The organism is Rhizobium sp. BK176 (genome assembly GCF_024808055.1).
In genome coordinates, this window is the sequence record NZ_JANUBV010000009.1 from 174,015 (window position 1) to 190,584 (window position 16,570).

15 protein-coding genes are annotated in these 16,570 nt (G+C 58.9%); 7 read left to right on the plus strand and 8 right to left on the minus strand.

All coding sequences use genetic code 11. The annotated features are described in order from the left end of the window. Nucleotides 1-2 precede the first annotated feature (2 nt). Genes proS through FHT76_RS24850 form a run of 3 tightly spaced genes read left to right on the plus strand, consistent with a single transcriptional unit; the run spans nucleotide 3 to nucleotide 3,347 of the window. Nucleotides 3-1,325 carry a proline--tRNA ligase gene (proS, locus tag FHT76_RS24840; protein WP_259185937.1) on the plus strand — a complete coding sequence of 441 codons (1,323 nt, stop codon included), beginning with the start codon at nucleotides 3-5 and terminating at the stop codon, nucleotides 1,323-1,325. Nucleotides 1,326-1,341: 16 nt separating this feature from the next. Next, nucleotides 1,342-2,649 carry a lipoprotein-releasing ABC transporter permease subunit gene (locus FHT76_RS24845; protein ID WP_183756828.1) on the plus strand — a complete coding sequence of 436 codons (1,308 nt, stop codon included), beginning with the start codon at nucleotides 1,342-1,344 and terminating at the stop codon, nucleotides 2,647-2,649. Nucleotides 2,650-2,663: 14 nt separating this feature from the next. Continuing rightward, complete coding sequence (locus FHT76_RS24850; protein WP_183859185.1) at nucleotides 2,664-3,347, plus strand: ABC transporter ATP-binding protein; 684 nt, start codon at nucleotides 2,664-2,666, stop codon at nucleotides 3,345-3,347. On the opposite strand, the gene FHT76_RS24855 is transcribed toward FHT76_RS24850, so the two are convergent. Both FHT76_RS24855 and FHT76_RS24860 read right to left on the minus strand, forming a co-directional pair. Further along, a complete protein-coding gene (locus tag FHT76_RS24855) occupies nucleotides 3,348-3,812 on the minus strand; it encodes a DUF5680 domain-containing protein (protein ID WP_183859183.1) in 465 nt (154 codons plus the stop codon). It lies immediately after the preceding gene. 70 nt (nucleotides 3,813-3,882) lie between these two features. Further along, the gene (locus FHT76_RS24860) at nucleotides 3,883-4,467 is read right to left on the minus strand and encodes a hypothetical protein (protein WP_183859181.1); all 585 of its coding nucleotides are present in this window, start codon (nucleotides 4,465-4,467) and stop codon (nucleotides 3,883-3,885) included. Nucleotides 4,468-4,771: 304 nt separating this feature from the next. Between FHT76_RS24860 and dnaE the strand changes: the two genes are divergently transcribed. Beyond that, complete coding sequence (gene dnaE / locus FHT76_RS24865) at nucleotides 4,772-8,272, plus strand: DNA polymerase III subunit alpha (RefSeq protein WP_183859179.1); 3,501 nt, start codon at nucleotides 4,772-4,774, stop codon at nucleotides 8,270-8,272. Nucleotides 8,273-8,274: 2 nt separating this feature from the next. On the opposite strand, the gene FHT76_RS24870 is transcribed toward dnaE, so the two are convergent. Both FHT76_RS24870 and FHT76_RS24875 read right to left on the minus strand, forming a co-directional pair. Next, nucleotides 8,275-9,510 carry a L,D-transpeptidase family protein gene (locus tag FHT76_RS24870; protein ID WP_183859177.1) on the minus strand — a complete coding sequence of 412 codons (1,236 nt, stop codon included), beginning with the start codon at nucleotides 9,508-9,510 and terminating at the stop codon, nucleotides 8,275-8,277. Nucleotides 9,511-9,604: 94 nt separating this feature from the next. Beyond that, nucleotides 9,605-10,924, minus strand: coding sequence for a DNA polymerase IV (locus FHT76_RS24875; RefSeq protein ID WP_183756823.1), 1,320 nt, complete (start codon nucleotides 10,922-10,924; stop codon nucleotides 9,605-9,607). 45 nt (nucleotides 10,925-10,969) lie between these two features. Between FHT76_RS24875 and FHT76_RS24880 the strand changes: the two genes are divergently transcribed. Further along, nucleotides 10,970-11,557, plus strand: coding sequence for a GNAT family N-acetyltransferase (locus tag FHT76_RS24880; RefSeq protein WP_183859175.1), 588 nt, complete (start codon nucleotides 10,970-10,972; stop codon nucleotides 11,555-11,557). Here the strand turns inward: FHT76_RS24880 and FHT76_RS24885 are convergent. Next, nucleotides 11,532-12,203 (minus strand): hypothetical protein, encoded by a 672-nt coding sequence (locus FHT76_RS24885; RefSeq protein ID WP_183859173.1) that lies wholly within the window; start codon nucleotides 12,201-12,203, stop codon nucleotides 11,532-11,534. The two genes, FHT76_RS24880 and FHT76_RS24885, sit on opposite strands and share 26 nt — an antisense overlap. A gap of 2 nt (nucleotides 12,204-12,205) precedes the next feature. Further along, nucleotides 12,206-12,514 carry a DUF3572 domain-containing protein gene (locus tag FHT76_RS24890; protein ID WP_183859171.1) on the minus strand — a complete coding sequence of 103 codons (309 nt, stop codon included), beginning with the start codon at nucleotides 12,512-12,514 and terminating at the stop codon, nucleotides 12,206-12,208. A gap of 132 nt (nucleotides 12,515-12,646) precedes the next feature. On the opposite strand from FHT76_RS24890, the gene FHT76_RS24895 reads away from it, so the two are divergent. Both FHT76_RS24895 and FHT76_RS24900 read left to right on the plus strand, forming a co-directional pair. Then, entirely contained in the window at nucleotides 12,647-13,018 is a 372-nt protein-coding gene (locus tag FHT76_RS24895) for a response regulator (RefSeq protein WP_007531841.1), read from the plus strand. An 18-nt stretch (nucleotides 13,019-13,036) separates the two neighbouring features. Then, nucleotides 13,037-14,407, plus strand: a complete 1,371-nt coding sequence (locus FHT76_RS24900; RefSeq protein ID WP_183859169.1) for a PleD family two-component system response regulator — start codon at nucleotides 13,037-13,039, stop codon at nucleotides 14,405-14,407. 688 nt (nucleotides 14,408-15,095) lie between these two features. Here FHT76_RS24900 and rpmG read toward each other — a convergent pair. Then, nucleotides 15,096-15,263, minus strand: a complete 168-nt coding sequence (rpmG, locus tag FHT76_RS24905; RefSeq protein ID WP_003587245.1) for a 50S ribosomal protein L33 — start codon at nucleotides 15,261-15,263, stop codon at nucleotides 15,096-15,098. Nucleotides 15,264-15,356: 93 nt separating this feature from the next. Beyond that, entirely contained in the window at nucleotides 15,357-16,544 is a 1,188-nt protein-coding gene (locus tag FHT76_RS24910; protein WP_183859167.1) for an MFS transporter, read from the minus strand. Nucleotides 16,545-16,570 lie beyond the last annotated feature (26 nt).

The window sequence follows — 16,570 nt, forward strand, 5'->3', positions numbered from 1 at the left end:
CCATGCGCCTGTCTCGCTATTTCATGCCCATCCTGAAGGAAAATCCCAAGGAGGCGGAGATCGTCTCTCACCGGCTGATGCTGCGCGCCGGCATGATCCGGCAGCAGTCGCAGGGCATCTATTCCTGGTTGCCGCTCGGCAAGCGCGTGCTCGACAAGGTCAACAACATCATTCGCGATGAGCAGAACCGCGCCGGTGCGATCGAACTGTCGATGCCGACGCTGCAATCTGCCGAACTCTGGCAGGAAAGCGGGCGCTACGACGCCTATGGCAAGGAAATGCTGCGCATCAAGGATCGCCAGGATCGCCCGATGCTGTATGGTCCGACGAACGAGGAAATGGTCACGGATATTTTCCGGTCTTACGTGAAATCCTACAAGAGCCTGCCGCTCAACCTGTACCATATCCAGCTGAAGTTCCGCGACGAGATCCGTCCGCGTTTCGGTACCATGCGCTCGCGCGAATTCATGATGAAGGACGCGTATTCCTTCGATCTGACCAAGGAAGACGCAGTCCACTCCTACAACAAGATGTTCGCGGCCTACCTGCGCACCTTTGACCGCCTTGGTCTGCGCGCCATTCCAATGCGTGCCGACACCGGCCCGATCGGTGGCAATCACAGCCACGAGTTCATCATTCTCGCCGACACCGGCGAGTCGGAAGTATTCTCGCACCGCGATTTCGTGAACTTCGACATTCCGGCAGCCGATATCGACTTCGACGACGTCGCCGGCATGCAGGCAATCTTCGACAAGTGGACGTCGGTTTATGCCGCTACCTCCGAGATGCACGACGAGGCCGCATTCGATGCCATTCCTGAGAGCGATCGCCTCTCGGCCCGCGGTATCGAAGTCGGCCACATCTTCTACTTCGGCACGAAGTATTCCGAGCCGATGGGCGCGAAGGTGCAGGGTCCGGATGGCAAGGAGCATACAGTCCACATGGGTTCCTACGGGATTGGCCCAACTCGCCTTGTTCCCGCCATCATCGAAGCATCGCATGATGAGAATGGAATCATCTGGCCGGCGTCGGTCGCGCCGTTCGATGCAGTGGTGATCAACATGAAGGCCGGTGATGCGGCGAGCGATGCTGCCTGCGAGAAGATCTATGCGGCGCTGTCGAACGCCGGCAAGGACGTCCTCTACGACGATACGGACGACCGCGCCGGAACGAAGTTTGCGACCGCCGACCTGATCGGCGTTCCGGTGCAGATCATTGCCGGCCCGCGTGCGGTCGCGAGCGGCGAAGTCGAAGTGAAGGACCGCAAGACAGGCGCCCGCGAAACGATGACCATCGACGCGGCGATCAACAAGCTCTTGGGCTGAGAAGGCAGGAGGCAGGATGGCAGATGTAGCGGTGAGCCAGCAGGGTTCTAAATCCGGCTCGGCGCCGGCCAGCCGGCCATTTTCCGCCTTCGAACGGCTTGTGGCGTGGCGCTATCTGCGCGCCCGCCGCAAGGAAGCGTTCATTTCGGTGATCGCCGGCTTTTCCTTCATCGGCATCATGCTTGGGGTTGCTACGCTCATCATCGTCATGGCTGTCATGAACGGCTTCCGGACGGAACTGATCTCCCGCATTCTCGGCATCAACGGTCACATGATCGTTCAGCCGGTCGATACGCCGTTCAACGATTATCCGGCGCTGACCGACAAGCTTGCCGGCGTGCCGGGCATAAAGCTTGCTCTGCCGCTGGTCGAGGGCCAGACCCTGGCCTCAGGTCAGGGCGGTGCGGGCACGGGCGCTCTGGTGCGCGGCATCCGGCCCGAGGACCTTGAAAAGGTTAAGACGGTCTCGGGCAACATCAAGTCCGGCGATCTTGTCGGTTTTGCCGCGGGACAGGGTGTCCTTATCGGCTCGGGTATGGCGACACAGCTCGGCCTTCAGGCAGGTGACACCATCACGCTGATATCACCGGAAGGTGATGTCACGCCGATGGGTGTAAACCCACGGGTCAAGTCCTACAAGGTCTCCGGTATCTTCGAGATCGGCATGTCGGAATACGACGCGACGATCATCTATATGCCGCTTGAGGAAGCGCAGCTCTATTTCAATGCCGAGGGGCTGGTTCAATCCATCGAACTCTTCGTCGACAATCCCGACGACATTGACAATATGCGGCCGAAGGTGGAGGCCGCCGCGGGCCGCCAGATTGCGATTACTGACTGGCGCCAGCGCAACCAGACCTTCTTCTCCGCGCTGCAGGTCGAGCGGAACGTGATGTTCATGATCCTGACGCTCATCGTCCTCGTTGCGGCGCTGAACATCATTTCCGGCCTCATCATGCTGGTGAAGGACAAGGGCAGTGACATCGCGATCCTGCGGACGATGGGCGCGAGCTCTGGCGCGATCATGCGCATCTTCTTTATGACGGGCGCTGCCATTGGCCTCGTTGGGACGCTCGCCGGTGTGCTGCTCGGGGTTCTTGTTTGCGTCAATATCGAGAAGATCCGCGAGTTTTTCTCTTGGGTGTCCGGCACGGTGCTGTTTGACCCGCAGCTCTATTTCCTCAGCCAACTGCCCGCCGAGATGAGCTTCAGCGAGACCATGTCCGTGGTGATCATGGCGTTGACGCTGTCCTTCATCGCGACGATCTTTCCGGCATGGCGAGCCTCCAAGCTCGATCCCGTGCAAGCCCTGCGCTACGAATAAGGAATGCTCTCTTCATGAAGCGGAATCCCGTTCTCAAGCTTTCCGGCGTCGAGCGCCACTATGGCCAGGGCGAGACGCTGCTCTCGATCTTGAAGGGTGCCGATTTCACGCTCAACAGCGGCGAAATCGTTGCGCTCGTCGCTCCATCAGGGACCGGCAAGTCGACGCTTTTGCACGTTGCTGGCCTGCTCGAGCATCCCGATGGCGGCGAGGTTGTCATCAACGGAAATGCCTGTGACGGTTTGCCGGATGATAAGCGTACGGCGATCCGCCGTAGCGAAATCGGATTCGTCTACCAGTTCCATCACCTGCTGCCGGAATTCTCTGCGATCGAGAATATCATGATGCCGCAGATGATCGCCGGGTTGCCGCGCAAGGAGGCGAAGGAACGAGCCGGCCAGTTGCTCGACTACATGCGTATCGGCCATCGCGGTGCGCACCGCCCCGGGGAGCTTTCCGGTGGCGAGCAACAGCGCGTGGCGATTGCCCGTGCCGTCGCCAATGCGCCAAGCCTGCTTCTGGCGGATGAGCCAACGGGCAACCTCGATCCAGAAACGGCGAGCTATGTCTTTGACGCACTGGAGGCGCTGGTGCGCCAATCAGGCCTGGCGGCACTCATCGCCACCCATAATCATGAACTCGCCGGGCGCATGGACCGCCGCGTCACGATCACCGACGGCAAGGTCGTGGATTTCTGATCAGGGCTGGATGAGACCGCCACGGTAGTCCAGTTCATAGGCCCTGCGCTCATTCACGACGATCACTTCACGACCGCTGAAATGGCTGCAGTCGCCTGTGTTTTGATCGGCATAGAAACCGAAAGCATGCTCGAATTCCATGCCGCCGAGAAAACGTCGGTACTCGGCATACATTTTTGACAGTGCAGCCTTAATCACCGTTCCCGCTCTTTTCCCGTCGATCAACGAATGCTCGACGATGCGTCCGAAGTAGTTCATCGCCCAGACCGGTTCGCCGTCCAGCCAAACCACTTCTTGCCCGGCGAAATCGGCGCCGCCGAAATAGCTGTCGAGATAGCGCCACTGTCCACGCTGATAACCGATGTCATGCGATCCTGTCCGGCAGGCGGGTGCAGGGGTTCCGCCGCCAACATAGGTACGGGCCTTCGCCTCAACGATGAACCGGTTCAATGCAGCAATATCCATGACCTATCCCCCTCGTTCGGCAACGTCTCAAAAAGACTGCCAGTTGTAAAGAACAAAAAGGGAACATGCTTCACTGGCCGCAGATGGATTGCCCGGTCTCGTTGTTCCATTCAGCGATCGGGAGGACACGTGGCTCGGCTTTGACGTCCTTGCCATCCTTCTGCAACTTCCCGGTCAACGCGTTGTAGTCGCAGGAGCCGGCGGCATTCGGGTCGAGCGTGTCGTAGTGATTGTAGGTATAGCCGGCGACGACAAACTGCTCGTTGCGGTAGGCCACTGTCAGCGTCTGGTCCCAGCGGTCGCGTCCGATCGCACTGTTCTGTGAGTGGATGGCGATCGAGGATTTGCCAATGGCTTTCAATGACGGTTCCTGCCCGAAGACGCCATTGGCATTGGTGCTGCCCCAAATCTTGTCGGGCGCGGTAAGCGAAAGTCGCAGAAGCTCGTGATCGCTGTCGCGAAGGTAAAGGTAGATGCCGATCTGATCGTCGCTGGCGTCATCTTCCGGAGCAACCAGCAGCGCGAGATCCTCATGCCCGTCGCCGTCCCAATCGCCCGTCGTCGCGTCAATGATGCGCGCGGGATCGATTTGTTCGGCCCGAGCGGTAAACGCTGCCGACCAAGCCAATCCAACAATTAAGACAAACTTAAGCATGCTTTTCTCCCCGTGCCATGCAGCCAGCAGAGCGGAAAAGAATCCTGTTGACAATAGAACAAGGGCGGAACAAACTGAAAACATAAGAGAACAGGAGAGCCAAATGACTGACATGATCCGTGATATCGCAGCATTCACCTCCATCGCAATGTTCGTTGCCAGCTTCTCGCTGATCTGCATGGCAATGTAAGAATTCAGGGGACCGCATGGCTGCCATGCGGTCCGAACCCGATCGCTTCTCTGGACATCGACCCCTCAATGCTGAGAATAGACCTGATTGATTCAGGTGATCGGAAGGCATGTTATGGCGGGTGCGGAGAAAGACGCGGCAAGCGGTTTTATCGGTGGCACGCCAGGCTTCGTTCACCTGCGGGTTCACTCAGCCTACTCGCTGCTTGAAGGCGCGCTGCCACTCAAGAAGATTCTCTACAAGGCGTCGGGCGACAGTCAGCCGGCGATCGCGATCACCGATACGAACAATCTGTTCGTCGCCCTCGAATTTTCGCAGAAGGCGATGGATGAGGGGCTGCAGCCGATCATTGGCTGCCAGGTCTCGATCGATATGGAAGACAGTCTTGAGACGGAACGGCGAGGCGGCCAGCAGGCACTCGTCAAGCTCCCGTCGCTGGTGCTCTTGGCGGCCACCGATGCCGGCTACGAGCGATTGGTGGACCTTGTCAGCCGCGCCTATCTCGGCGGTGAGGGCAACGGTCAATCGATTCACATTCGCGCCTCTTGGCTCGATGAGATCGGTACCGGCGGTCTGATCGCTCTGACCGGCGCCTTGACGGGGCCGATCGACATGGCGCTTAAGGACGGGCATACCGCCCAGGCGGAAGCACGCCTTCTGCTGCTGAAGCGCCATTTCGGCGACCGGCTTTATGTAGAGCTGCAGCGGCACGGCACCTACGACAAGCGCCACGAGCAGAAGGTGGTCGGCCTTGCCTACGAGTATGACCTGCCGCTGGTCGCCACCAATGAAGCCTTCTTCCCGACCCGTGAGGACTATGATGCGCACGACGCCCTGATGGCCGTCGCCCACAACGCCATTGTCTCGGATGATACCCGATTCCGCCTGACACCCGATCACTACCTGAAGAGCCGCGCCGAAATGGCCAAGCTGTTCGCGGACCTGCCTGAAGCCTTGGAAAATACCGTCGAGATCGCCCGGCGCTGCTCCTTCATCCTGAAGACACGCAAGCCGATCTTGCCGCGCTTCACCGGCGCGACGGCCGATCCCGAGGAGGCCGAACGCGAAGAGGCTCTGGAATTGCGCAGGCAGGCAGAGGAGGGGCTGGACAATCGCCTAGCCACACTCGGCATGTCGCCCGGCTATGAGGAGAAGGACTACCGGGAACGCCTGGAATTCGAACTCAGCGTTATCGAGCGCATGAAGTTCCCTGGCTACTTCCTCATCGTTTCGGACTTCATCAAATGGGCAAAGCAGCATGACATCCCCGTCGGCCCGGGCCGTGGCTCGGGTGCGGGCTCGCTCGTCGCCTACGCACTGACCATCACTGACGTTGATCCGCTGCGTTTCTCGCTGCTCTTCGAACGCTTCCTCAACCCGGAACGCGTCTCGATGCCGGACTTCGATATCGACTTTTGCCAGGATCGCCGCGAAGAGGTGATCCGCTATGTGCAGCGCAAATACGGCCGCGAGCAGGTGGCGCAGATCATCACCTTCGGTTCGCTGCAGGCACGCGCGGCTTTGCGAGACGTGGGTCGCGTGCTGGAGATGCCTTACGGTCAGGTCGACAAGATCTGTAAGCTGGTGCCGAACAATCCGGCCAATCCGACGCCTTTGTCGAAGGCGATCGAGGAAGAGCCTAAGCTGCAGGAAGAGGCCGACAAGGAGCCCGTCGTAGCCCGCCTGCTCGATATCGCACAGAAGATCGAAGGTCTCTACCGTCACGCCTCCACCCACGCCGCCGGTATCGTCATCGGCGACCGTCCGCTGTCGAAGCTGGTGCCGATGTACCGCGATCCGCGGTCCGACATGCCGGTCACGCAGTTCAACATGAAGTGGGTCGAGCAGGCCGGCCTGGTCAAGTTCGACTTCCTCGGACTGAAGACACTAACGACGTTGAAGGTCGCCGTCGATTTCGTCACCAAGCGCGGCATCAAGGTCGACCTTGCATCGATCCCGCTCGACGACAAGCTGACCTACGAGATGCTCTCGCGCGGCGAAACCGTCGGCGTGTTCCAGGTGGAAAGTGCGGGAATGCGCAAGGCGCTGATCGGCATGAAGCCGGACTGCATCGAGGACATCATCGCGCTCGTGGCCCTGTATCGTCCAGGCCCGATGGAAAACATCCCGACCTACAACGCCCGCAAGCACGGCGAGGAGGAGATCGAGTCGATCCATCCGACGATCGATTACCTGCTGAAGGAAACGCAGGGCGTTATCGTTTACCAGGAACAGGTGATGCAGATCGCCCAGGTCCTGTCGGGTTACTCGCTCGGCGAAGCCGACCTTCTGCGCCGCGCCATGGGTAAGAAGATCAAGGCGGAGATGGACCAGCAGCGCGAGCGCTTCGTCGTCGGTGCCGTGAAGAACGGCGTCTCGAAGCCGCAGGCTGACAACATCTTCGAGCTGCTCGCAAAGTTCGCGAACTACGGCTTCAACAAGTCGCACGCCGCCGCCTACGCGATCGTCTCCTATCAGACCGCCTACATGAAGGCGCATTACCCGGTCGAGTTCCTCGCCGCCTCGATGACGCTCGATATGTCGAATACCGAAAAGGTCAACGACTTCCGCCAAGACGCCAAGCGCCTCGTGATCGAGGTGATTCCGCCGTCGGTTCAGACCTCTTTCCGCCACTTCGAAACCGGCGACAACCGAATCTACTACGCGCTGGCGGCGCTGAAGGGTGTCGGGGAATCTGCCGTAGATCATATCGTGGAGGTGCGCGGTGGCACGCCATTCGCGAGCCTGGAGGATTTCTGCCTGCGCATCGATCCCAAGCAGGTAAACCGCCGCGTGCTCGAAAGCCTGATTTTCGCCGGCGCCTTCGATTGCTTTGGGCTCGATCGGGCGCAACTGGCAGGCGGGCTCGACCGGATCATGGGCTACGCGCAGCGTGCGCAGGAAAACAAGCTGAGCGGCCAGTCGGATATCTTCGGCAGCGCTTTGTCGTCAGGCCCGGAGAAAATCTCGCTGCCGCCGTTTTCGCCGTGGCTGGCCTCGGAGAAGCTGCTCAAGGAGTTTCAGGTCCTTGGCTTCTATCTGACGGCGCATCCGCTCGACAGCTATCAGAGCATTCTGCAGAAGATGCGCGTTCAGACCTTTGCGGAGTTTTCGGCCGCAGTGAAGCAGGGAGCGAGCAACGGCCGCCTCGCGGGCACCGTCATCTCGAAGCAGGAGCGCAAGACGCGAACCGGCAACAAGATGGGCATCATCGTGTTCTCAGATTCCTCTGGGCAGTTCGAAGCCGTCCTATTCTCCGAGATGCTGAACCAATACCGTGACGTGTTGGAATCCGGGAAGTCCTTCGTGATTACGGCGACGGGGGAGGAACGGCCGGAAGGCATCGGCCTTCGCTTGCAGACGATACAATCGCTTGAGGAGAAGTCTCTGCAGATGCAGAAGGCTCTGCGCGTCTATGTGCGCGATTCCGGGCCGCTGCGCGCCGTCGCTGCACACCTGAACGCCAAGGGCGACGGCCTGGTTTCCTTCATCGTCATCAAGGAGGAGGGCAAGCGCGAGGTGGAGGTCGAGCTTCCGCAGAAGTATCGCATCACGCCCGAGATTGCCGCCGCGCTTCGCGCTGCACCCGGCGTCATCGACGTTGAGCTGGTCTGACGTCAACCCCTTGTGAGGGTAATGAAGTCCGTTCCCTTGCCGGTCTCGGGTCCGAGGCCGGTATCGGAGATCGTCAATGTTGATCCTGAGGTCAACATCGCGTTGATCTTGTGTCGCGTCTCCTCCGGAATATCGATACGGTTTAATGCGTTGGCGATCGGCGTGCCCGATATGATCGAGCTCTCGAGACTGCTAATACCAAGCCTTGTCATGGTCGCGCGCGAGAGTGTGTTGGGAAGGGTCGTACCCATCCAGGCCGCCGAGCCGGTTTCGAAATCGACGTCATGGACAAAGAAGAAATGCGTGCCGAGCGCGAGGCCGGGGTTTGCGATCGAGATCGGCTCTTCAAGAACGGGCTGGAATCCTTGGCGGATCATGATGACGCCGTTCGGTGGCGTTCCCTTGCCAGCCGCGGCATAGACGGCCTTGAGGAGGGTGTCACTCATTGGTGACTTGTCTGCCGTCGGTTCAACCGGATACTTCAACCTGAAATCGCTGATCGCCTGCAGCGTCGCCGTGCCGAGGAGACCGTCGGGTTCACCCACTGCAAATCCCAGCTCGTTGAGGTAGGTTTGGAGGTCGAGGACTTCCTCTCGTTGACTGCGGCGCGTTATGAGAATGCGGATCGGCGTGTCGTTTTCAGGCCTGGTTGCGGTCGGGGTCTCGTGAGACGACATTTCGACGTCGTTCATGGCGACCTGAACGGGCATCTGCCCGATCGCTGGTCGCAGGGCAGCATCGGACAGCAGCGCTGGGGACGCCGGCGTGTCCGGCCGGAAGAGCGTCGGATGATCGATTGCTTCAGGTGTCAATTCGGCGTCGGTTATGACAACCGGCACCCCCATCGCCGTCATCTTGTAGAGCTGCTTGGCGAAGGTTGCCGGCATGCGAACGCAACCGTGCGATGCAGGGTAGCGCGGCACTGCGTTCGACTCGTGAAGTGCAATGCCAGACCAGGTCAGTCGCTGCATGAACGGCATCGGCGCAGCCGAATAGATGTTGGATTCGTGATATTTCTGCTTCTCAATGACGGAAAAGATGCCGCTCGGCGTCGTATGCCCTGGTTTGCCCGTCGACACTTTGGAGGTCGCTACAACCTCGGCGCCGTCGTAGAGCGTGAGCGACTGCGCATCCTTCGAAACGAAGATTTGCAGCGTGCGTGCATCCGCCGCGAGCGCGGGGTGCACCAATGCAGTGGCCGACAGCAAGCCGAGGCCAAGGACGAGACGCGACAACATATGATTCAACCGATACGCAATACCTGAAGCGCCAGCCTAAGCGGCGAAGCTTAATGAAAACTTGAAATGATGGGTCTTGAGTACGGCTCACATATTAGTGATCGCGCTTACCGCCGAAGGTGTATCCGGTCTGAACAGTGCCTTTGCCGAACTTGTCGCGCAGTTTGTCCATTGCAGCTTCGGCAGCTGCCCTGCGGCCCGATTGCACATCGATGAGGTCGGGCGGATCGGCGCGAGCGGGATCGCAAAGATCCGTCACGCCGATTCCGATCAAGCGAAACTTCGTCCCGTCCGTTTCCCTCTCGAGCAGCTCCAGCCCGGTGCGGAAGATCCGGTCGGCAAGTTGTGTCGGGTCTTCGAGCTTGCGATTGCGGGTGCGCAGTTTGAAGTCCGCCGTCTTCATTTTCAGAACCACCGTATGGCCGGCGATATCGTGCTTCTTCAGCCGCCAGGCGACCTTCTCGGAAAGACTGCGGAGGATCGGAACGAGTTCATCGTGGCGGGAAATATCGTCGAAGAAGGTGGTTTCCGACGAAACGCTCTTTGCCGCATCGTTCAGGTGCACCTCGCGATCGTCGATCCCACGAGAAAGGCGCGCGAGTCGTTGGCCCATGCTGCCATATCGGCGCATGAGGTCGTTCTCCTCCATTGTCTGCAACTGGCCGATGGTGCGAATACCGTCAGCCTCCAAAGTGGCCGCAAATGCTTTGCCGACGCCCCATATTGTCGTCACCGGTCGGGGTGCGAGGAATGAAACCGCTTCCTCTCGACCGATCACTGAGAAGCCGCGAGGCTTATGCAGGTCGGACGCCACCTTGGCGAGAAACTTGCAGTAGGACAGGCCAATGGAGATGGTTATGCCGATCTCCTTCTCGATGCGCTGCGCGAACTTGGCGAGGGTGCGCGCCGGCGGATCGTGATGCAGCCGCTCGGTGCCACCAAGCTCCAGAAATGCCTCGTCGATCGAAAGCGGCTGAACGAGCGGCGTCAGCTCCTGCATTAACGTGCGGACTTCACGCCCGACTTTGGCGTATTTTTCCATGTCAGGTCGAATGACGACTGCCTGCGGGCAGGCTTCCAAGGCCTTGAACATCGGCATCGCGGAGCGAACGCCGTGGATGCGGGCAATGTAGCAGGCGGTCGAGACCACCCCGCGCTTGCCGCCGCCGATGATAACGGGCTTGTCGGCAAGCTCTGGATTGTCGCGTTTCTCGATTGTCGCATAGAAGGCGTCGCAGTCGATGTGCGCCAGTGTCAGCTGGTAGAGCTCTTGATGGCGTACAAGACGGGGACTACCGCAGGCCCTGCAGCGGCGCATTTCTGCCTTCTGCTCGGCAAGGCAGTCGCGACAGAAGCCTGATGTCGTGGCGCTCACAAGTGTCATGATGAGAACAAAGATTGAACATTGCAACATTAGCCTCTAAACTTTTGAGTCTCAAGAGAGGCTGGGAGGTTTGCATTGGACATCGATCTCCGTTTCGAGCCGGTGACGGCAGACCGTTGGACTGACTTCGAACGGCTCTTCGGTCCCCGTGGAGCCTTTTATGATTGCTGGTGTGTTGCGCTTCGCTTGCCTCATTCCGTCCGCACCAAAATGGGGCCGGATGACCGGAAATCGCATATGCTCGGCCGGATAGCCGTCGGGCCGCCACCGGGCATTCTGGCCTATGACGATGACGAACCCGTCGCCTGGGTTCAGGTCGGGCCGCGGTACGACGTGCCGCAATTCAATTCGCCGCGGACGGTTTCGCGACCGGTCGAGGATGCGGATGCGCACGATCCGTCGTTCTGGGCGGTGAGCTGTTTCTTCCTGACGTCGCATATGCGGGGGCAGGGGCTAAGCCACCGTCTCCTTGCCGGTGCGATCGATTATGCCCGACGCCACGGCGCTCGCTATCTTGAAGGCTGTCCGATCGACCACGTCAAGCAATCGAAATCGGTGACGCTCTGTACTGGCTCGACCGCGGTTTTCGAAGCTGCCGGATTCGAGACCGTGGCAAAACGCAAGGATGGCCGACCGCTTATGCGGCTGGATTTGCGCTCGTGAGAACATCCGCCGCGAAATGTGCCCTTAGTAACTCTGCGGCGTGGCCCCAGCCGGCCGCCTCTACGATGCTTCCAACAGGCGGCGGCGCGAACGGCTTGAAGTCGGCGTTAGCCATCATGGTCAGGAGCAGGCAGTCGGGCACGTGATCGGCAACGGAAAGGAGATTGCGTTGCATATCATCGATGAAGGCAACCGGCAGGCTTCGGCGATCATGCAGTGTTGCCACGACAGGGCCCTTGGGCTCCTCGGTGGCGATCAGGTCGAAAGAGAGGTCGAGTTGATTGAGAAATTCGCGCCGGATGCCGTGGTGCCGAGGCGGCATCGCGGTCAAGAAGACGATGTCGGCGTCGACCGAAAGCGACTGCAGTGTTTCGACGGCCTTTTCCGCCGGCTTCTGCCAGAGGTGCTGGTTCGCGAAGAACATTTCCTCAAACGAATCGACCGAGGCTCTGTCCAATTCGCTGCCGTCGAGGAGCGATACGATATTGCCGTAGAGGCGGAACGACCGAGGCAGGAGGTCGTAATTGTGCGAGCGCAGGAAAGCGGTAAACGGAGTGAGGAACTCAAGGACCACTTCGTCAATGTCGCAGACGACCAAAGGCCGGTCGGCGAGCCGCACCTGGCCGACGCTAGTTGCAAAATCCATGCTCAATATTCTCCCGAGCCAAGTCCCGGCGGCGAAAAATGCAGCCATGCCGCATTCAATGCGTCGGGCGCGGTGCCGGTCGCCTGGCAAAAGGCCATCGCCGTTGGCTCGTGCTGCATGATGAAGTCCATCATACCGGAAAGAAACCCAGGATCGTTGATCGCGTGGCGCACCTGCGCCGGCTCGACGCCGGTCAATGCAAGGAAACGGCCGAACAAATCCGGTTCGTTGGCAAGCCAGGCAAGCACGGCGATCGCGGTCTGCTGCGGATCGGCAGCGAGTTGTTTCGAAGTCTTGAAGTTGCTTTGCATTTCTCTGGGTAAGTTACCTATTTTTCAACCAAATACCGATAGTGTGCAGCCATCGGTTCTATGGAACCATGCCATCGCAGAAGTCTTCTTCATGCGGGGAAGCGGTACCAGAACAGACGTAGGACGCGTGTCATGCCCAAGCAGGTAATGATTGTAGAAGACAACGAGCTCAACATGAAGCTCTTTCGCGACCTTATCGAGGCGTCCGGCTACACGACGATTCAGACCCGAAACGGCATGGAAGCGCTCGATCTCGCGCGCAAATACCGGCCCGATCTGATCTTGATGGATATTCAACTCCCCGAGGTTTCTGGTCTCGAGGTCACCAAATGGCTGAAGGAAGACGATGATCTGCACGTCATTCCCGTTATCGCCGTTACAGCATTTGCCATGAAGGGGGACGAGGAGCGCATTCGCCAAGGCGGTTGCGAGGCCTATGTCTCGAAACCTATTTCCGTTCCTAAATTCATTGAGACGATCAAGACCTATCTGGGCGATGCTTGACGCATCGGAAAGAAGCCTATGACTGCGCGCATTCTCGTGGTTGATGACATTCCGGCCAACGTCAAGTTGCTCGAGGCTCGGCTAGTTGCCGAGTATTTCGACGTATTGACCGCCAGTGACGGCTATCAGGCGCTGGCAATCTGCGAGCGTAACCAGGTCGATCTCGTCCTTCTCGATATCATGATGCCAGGGATGGACGGCTTCGAAGTATGCGAGCGGCTGAAAGCCAATCCAAAGACCGCGCACATACCCGTGGTCATGGTAACCGCACTGGATCAGCCGACCGACCGCGTGCGTGGCCTTAAGGCCGGCGCCGATGATTTTCTCACCAAGCCGGTCAACGACCTTCAACTTATTTCCCGGGTGAAAAGCCTCCTGAGGCTGAAGACGCTCAGCGACGAATTGCGCATTCGCGCCGAGACTGCCCATACTATGGGGATCGACGAGCTGCTCCGTTCGGGCGAGGGGCGGAGCGATGAATCTGGCCAAGTGCTGCTGGTTGATGGGCGTGCCAATTCCCAGGAGCGCATCATCAAGGCCCTGAAGCCTGTCGCCGATGTCTCGGCGATTTCGGACCCACAAGCCGCGCTCTTCGAGGCCTCGGAAAATCCGTTTGAGCTGGTCATCGTCAATGCCAACTTTGACGACTACGATCCGCTCCGCCTGTGCTCTCAGCTTCGCTCGCTGGAGCGCACGCGTTTTCTGCCCATCTTGATCATCACCGAGCAGGGCGATGACGACATGGTGATCCGGGCGCTGGAACTCGGCGTCAACGACTATATCGTAAGGCCGGTCGATCCCAACGAACTGGTGGCTCGCAGCCTCACGCAAATGCGCCGCAAGCGTTACAATGATCGCCTGCGCGCAAGCGTGAAGCAGACAATCGAACTCGCGGTCACAGATCCACTGACCGGGCTTAGCAACCGTCGCTACCTGGATAATCACCTGAGCACACTCTTCAATCGATCGATGGCACGGGGCCGCCCGCTGTCCGTGTTGATCACCGACATCGATCGCTTCAAACAGGTCAACGACACTTACGGGCACGATGCCGGCGATGATGTGCTGCGGGAGTTTGCGAGCCGCATTCGCTCCACCGTCCGCGGTGCCGATCTTGCCTGCCGCTATGGTGGCGAAGAATTCGTGGTCGTCATGCCTGACACGTCGCCCGAGATAGCCGCGGCTGTCGCGGAGCGGCTGCGTTCCGCGGTCGAGACAGTGCCGTTCTTGCTGAAGTCATCAGGGCAGGAATTGAGCGTTACCGCTTCGTTCGGAATTTCGTCAAGGATCTCCTCCGTCATCACTCCAGGACAGTTGATGAAGCAGGCCGATCTCGCACTGTATGAAGCAAAAACGGGCGGCCGGAATCGTGTCGTCGCGGCGGCTTGAATAACGCTTCCATGAGACATTTCGTGTCATCCACAGCTGCGAACCAGCCAAGTAATTTGACTGCATAGCCGGTCGCTTGAAACGTTGATTTATTGGCATTCGATATCGTCACAAGCAGATCCGTCGCCGGCCTAGGACAGATGTGAGGATTAATCATATTAGCCGGCATTATACGGAAATAGTGACGCGAACTGACCTGCTGGCCGCGGCCAAGTAGGCTAATACTATTGGTCTATAGTTCCGCCATTCTTTGCCAATTTGGCGCTATTCTTGCCAATGTATCCGATTCGGCGGTCTAAAAGCTGTCCCAAAGCCGTACTTTTAACCATAAAATCAACCTCGGAAATCTAACCATTAAGAATTTGTTGATTTTCTTTCATTTTCGAGCAAATTATCGGCACATAAGAGATAAGCACTCCGTGTGAGGAGTCCGAGATACCCCATGATGCTCAGGTCCGCCGCATCTCCTGGGTCGTGGGGTCGGTCGGCTGGTTTGCAACATTCAGCGGTTCCTCGTGCCGCGTTGCTTGCTGGTCGACCCCCTTTCAAGAAAACGCCGTCCGTTCCGCATTTTCGGGAAGGACGGCGTTTCTGTTTTCTGGCATCGAGACCAAACCTGTAGAGCCGGCAAACAAAAAGGCGCGCAGCCATGGGCGCGCGCCTTTTTGAAGAACGTCAGATCAGGTGATTACTTGATCTTGGTTTCCTTGAACTCGACGTGCTTCTTAGCAATCGGGTCGTACTTGGTCTTCGTCATCTTGTCGGTCATCGTGCGGCTGTTCTTCGTCGTGACGTAGAAGAAACCGGTGTCGGCCGTCGACAGAAGCTTGATCTTGATTGTGGTAGCCTTGGCCATGGTCGTCCTGCCTTCAATAAAATGAAAGCCGTGGCAGGCCGGATTGGCTCCACGGCAAATTCTGGCGCGAAACTACGAATCTCGCTCGAAAAGTCAAGCCCGCTTTCGGAGGAAAAGCAGTCTGATGGAGGAAAGCAGGGCATAAAGGCCGAAGAATCCGGCGATTGCCCAGGCGAAACCGTCGTTGCCGGCAACGTCGATGGCGGCGCCGATCACCTGCGGCCCAGCCACGGTCCCTACTGCATAACAGAACACAAAGGCCGCGTTGGCGGCAGCAAGGTCCGAACCGGTCAGGCGCGAGCCCAAGTGACTGAGGCCAACGGTATAGAGCCCTGCGACACAGCCGCCCCAGAAGAGCAGAACCGCAGCCATCAGAACCCAGCTGTGAACGAGGATCGGCAGCATCAGAGAACCGATCAGGCCCATGAAGGCCATAGCGGCCAGCAGCGGTCGCTTGTCCTTCATCCGGTCTGAAAGCAAGCCGACGGGGATCTGAAAGATCACATTACCGATTCCCATTACCGTCAGCAGCAGGGCTGCCTGCGATTCGGTAAAGGCGGCGCGCACTGCGTAAATCGGGAACAGCGCCAGGCCACCGGCTTCGACGGCACCGAAGATGAAGACGGCAGCCGTTGCGCTCGGTACCAAGAAGACATAGCGCATGAAATGCAGTTCCGGCTTCTCTTCGAGGACCGGGCTCTCGTACCGTGCGATATAGATCGGAATGGCAGCCAGTAGGACGGCACAGGCGCCGACGGCAAACGGCAGCACGCCATCGCTGCCAAGAATAGAAAAGAGCAGTGGTCCGCCCGCAAACCCCAGTGAGAGAACGGTGGCATAGATCCCGAGCACAAAGCCCCGTTTGGAGGGCGGCGAGGCTGCGTTGATCCAGAATTCCGACAGGATGAACAGCGTCGTTGTTGCGCCGTGAAAGGCGAAACGCAGCGGAAACCACATCCAGAAATCCTGGGCATAGTAGAACCCAAGCGCACTTACGGCTGAGATCAGCACGGCCCATATCATGGTCGGAGCGACGCCGTATTTGTGTGCCAGCTTCGTGGTGATCGGAGCCGCCGCCATCGCGGCAACGCCCGCCATCGCCGTATTCAGTCCAATAAGCGTCGAGGGAATGCCGCGCTTTTCGAGAATGATGCTGAGAAGTGGAAGTCCGAGGCCGATTGCTATGCCGACAGCCGAGATGGACGAGACGGCTGCCACCAGGGAAGGCCAATGGATTTCCTCGACATCGCCTGGTGTTGTGCCGTTTCGCGGCTGAGACATGTATCCATCCTTAGAGACTGGCTGCG

Bases quoted from the DNA above. Each gene is read 5' to 3' on its own strand.
- dnaE (WP_183859179.1), top strand. From the start codon at position 4,772: ATGGCGGGTGCGGAGAAAGACGCGGCAAGCGGTTTTATCGGTGGCACG.
- FHT76_RS24885 (WP_183859173.1), bottom strand. From the start codon at position 12,203: ATGGATTTTGCAACTAGCGTCGGCCAGGTGCGGCTCGCCGACCGGCCT.
- FHT76_RS24855 (WP_183859183.1), bottom strand. From the start codon at position 3,812: ATGGATATTGCTGCATTGAACCGGTTCATCGTTGAGGCGAAGGCCCGT.
- FHT76_RS24895 (WP_007531841.1), top strand. From the start codon at position 12,647: ATGCCCAAGCAGGTAATGATTGTAGAAGACAACGAGCTCAACATGAAG.
- FHT76_RS24845 (WP_183756828.1), top strand. From the start codon at position 1,342: ATGGCAGATGTAGCGGTGAGCCAGCAGGGTTCTAAATCCGGCTCGGCG.
- FHT76_RS24875 (WP_183756823.1), bottom strand. From the start codon at position 10,924: ATGTTGCAATGTTCAATCTTTGTTCTCATCATGACACTTGTGAGCGCC.
- proS (WP_259185937.1), top strand. From the start codon at position 3: ATGCGCCTGTCTCGCTATTTCATGCCCATCCTGAAGGAAAATCCCAAG.
- FHT76_RS24860 (WP_183859181.1), bottom strand. From the start codon at position 4,467: ATGCTTAAGTTTGTCTTAATTGTTGGATTGGCTTGGTCGGCAGCGTTT.
- FHT76_RS24890 (WP_183859171.1), bottom strand. From the start codon at position 12,514: ATGCAAAGCAACTTCAAGACTTCGAAACAACTCGCTGCCGATCCGCAG.
- FHT76_RS24910 (WP_183859167.1), bottom strand. From the start codon at position 16,544: ATGTCTCAGCCGCGAAACGGCACAACACCAGGCGATGTCGAGGAAATC.
- rpmG (WP_003587245.1), bottom strand. From the start codon at position 15,263: ATGGCCAAGGCTACCACAATCAAGATCAAGCTTCTGTCGACGGCCGAC.
- FHT76_RS24900 (WP_183859169.1), top strand. From the start codon at position 13,037: ATGACTGCGCGCATTCTCGTGGTTGATGACATTCCGGCCAACGTCAAG.
- FHT76_RS24870 (WP_183859177.1), bottom strand. From the start codon at position 9,510: ATGTTGTCGCGTCTCGTCCTTGGCCTCGGCTTGCTGTCGGCCACTGCA.
- FHT76_RS24850 (WP_183859185.1), top strand. From the start codon at position 2,664: ATGAAGCGGAATCCCGTTCTCAAGCTTTCCGGCGTCGAGCGCCACTAT.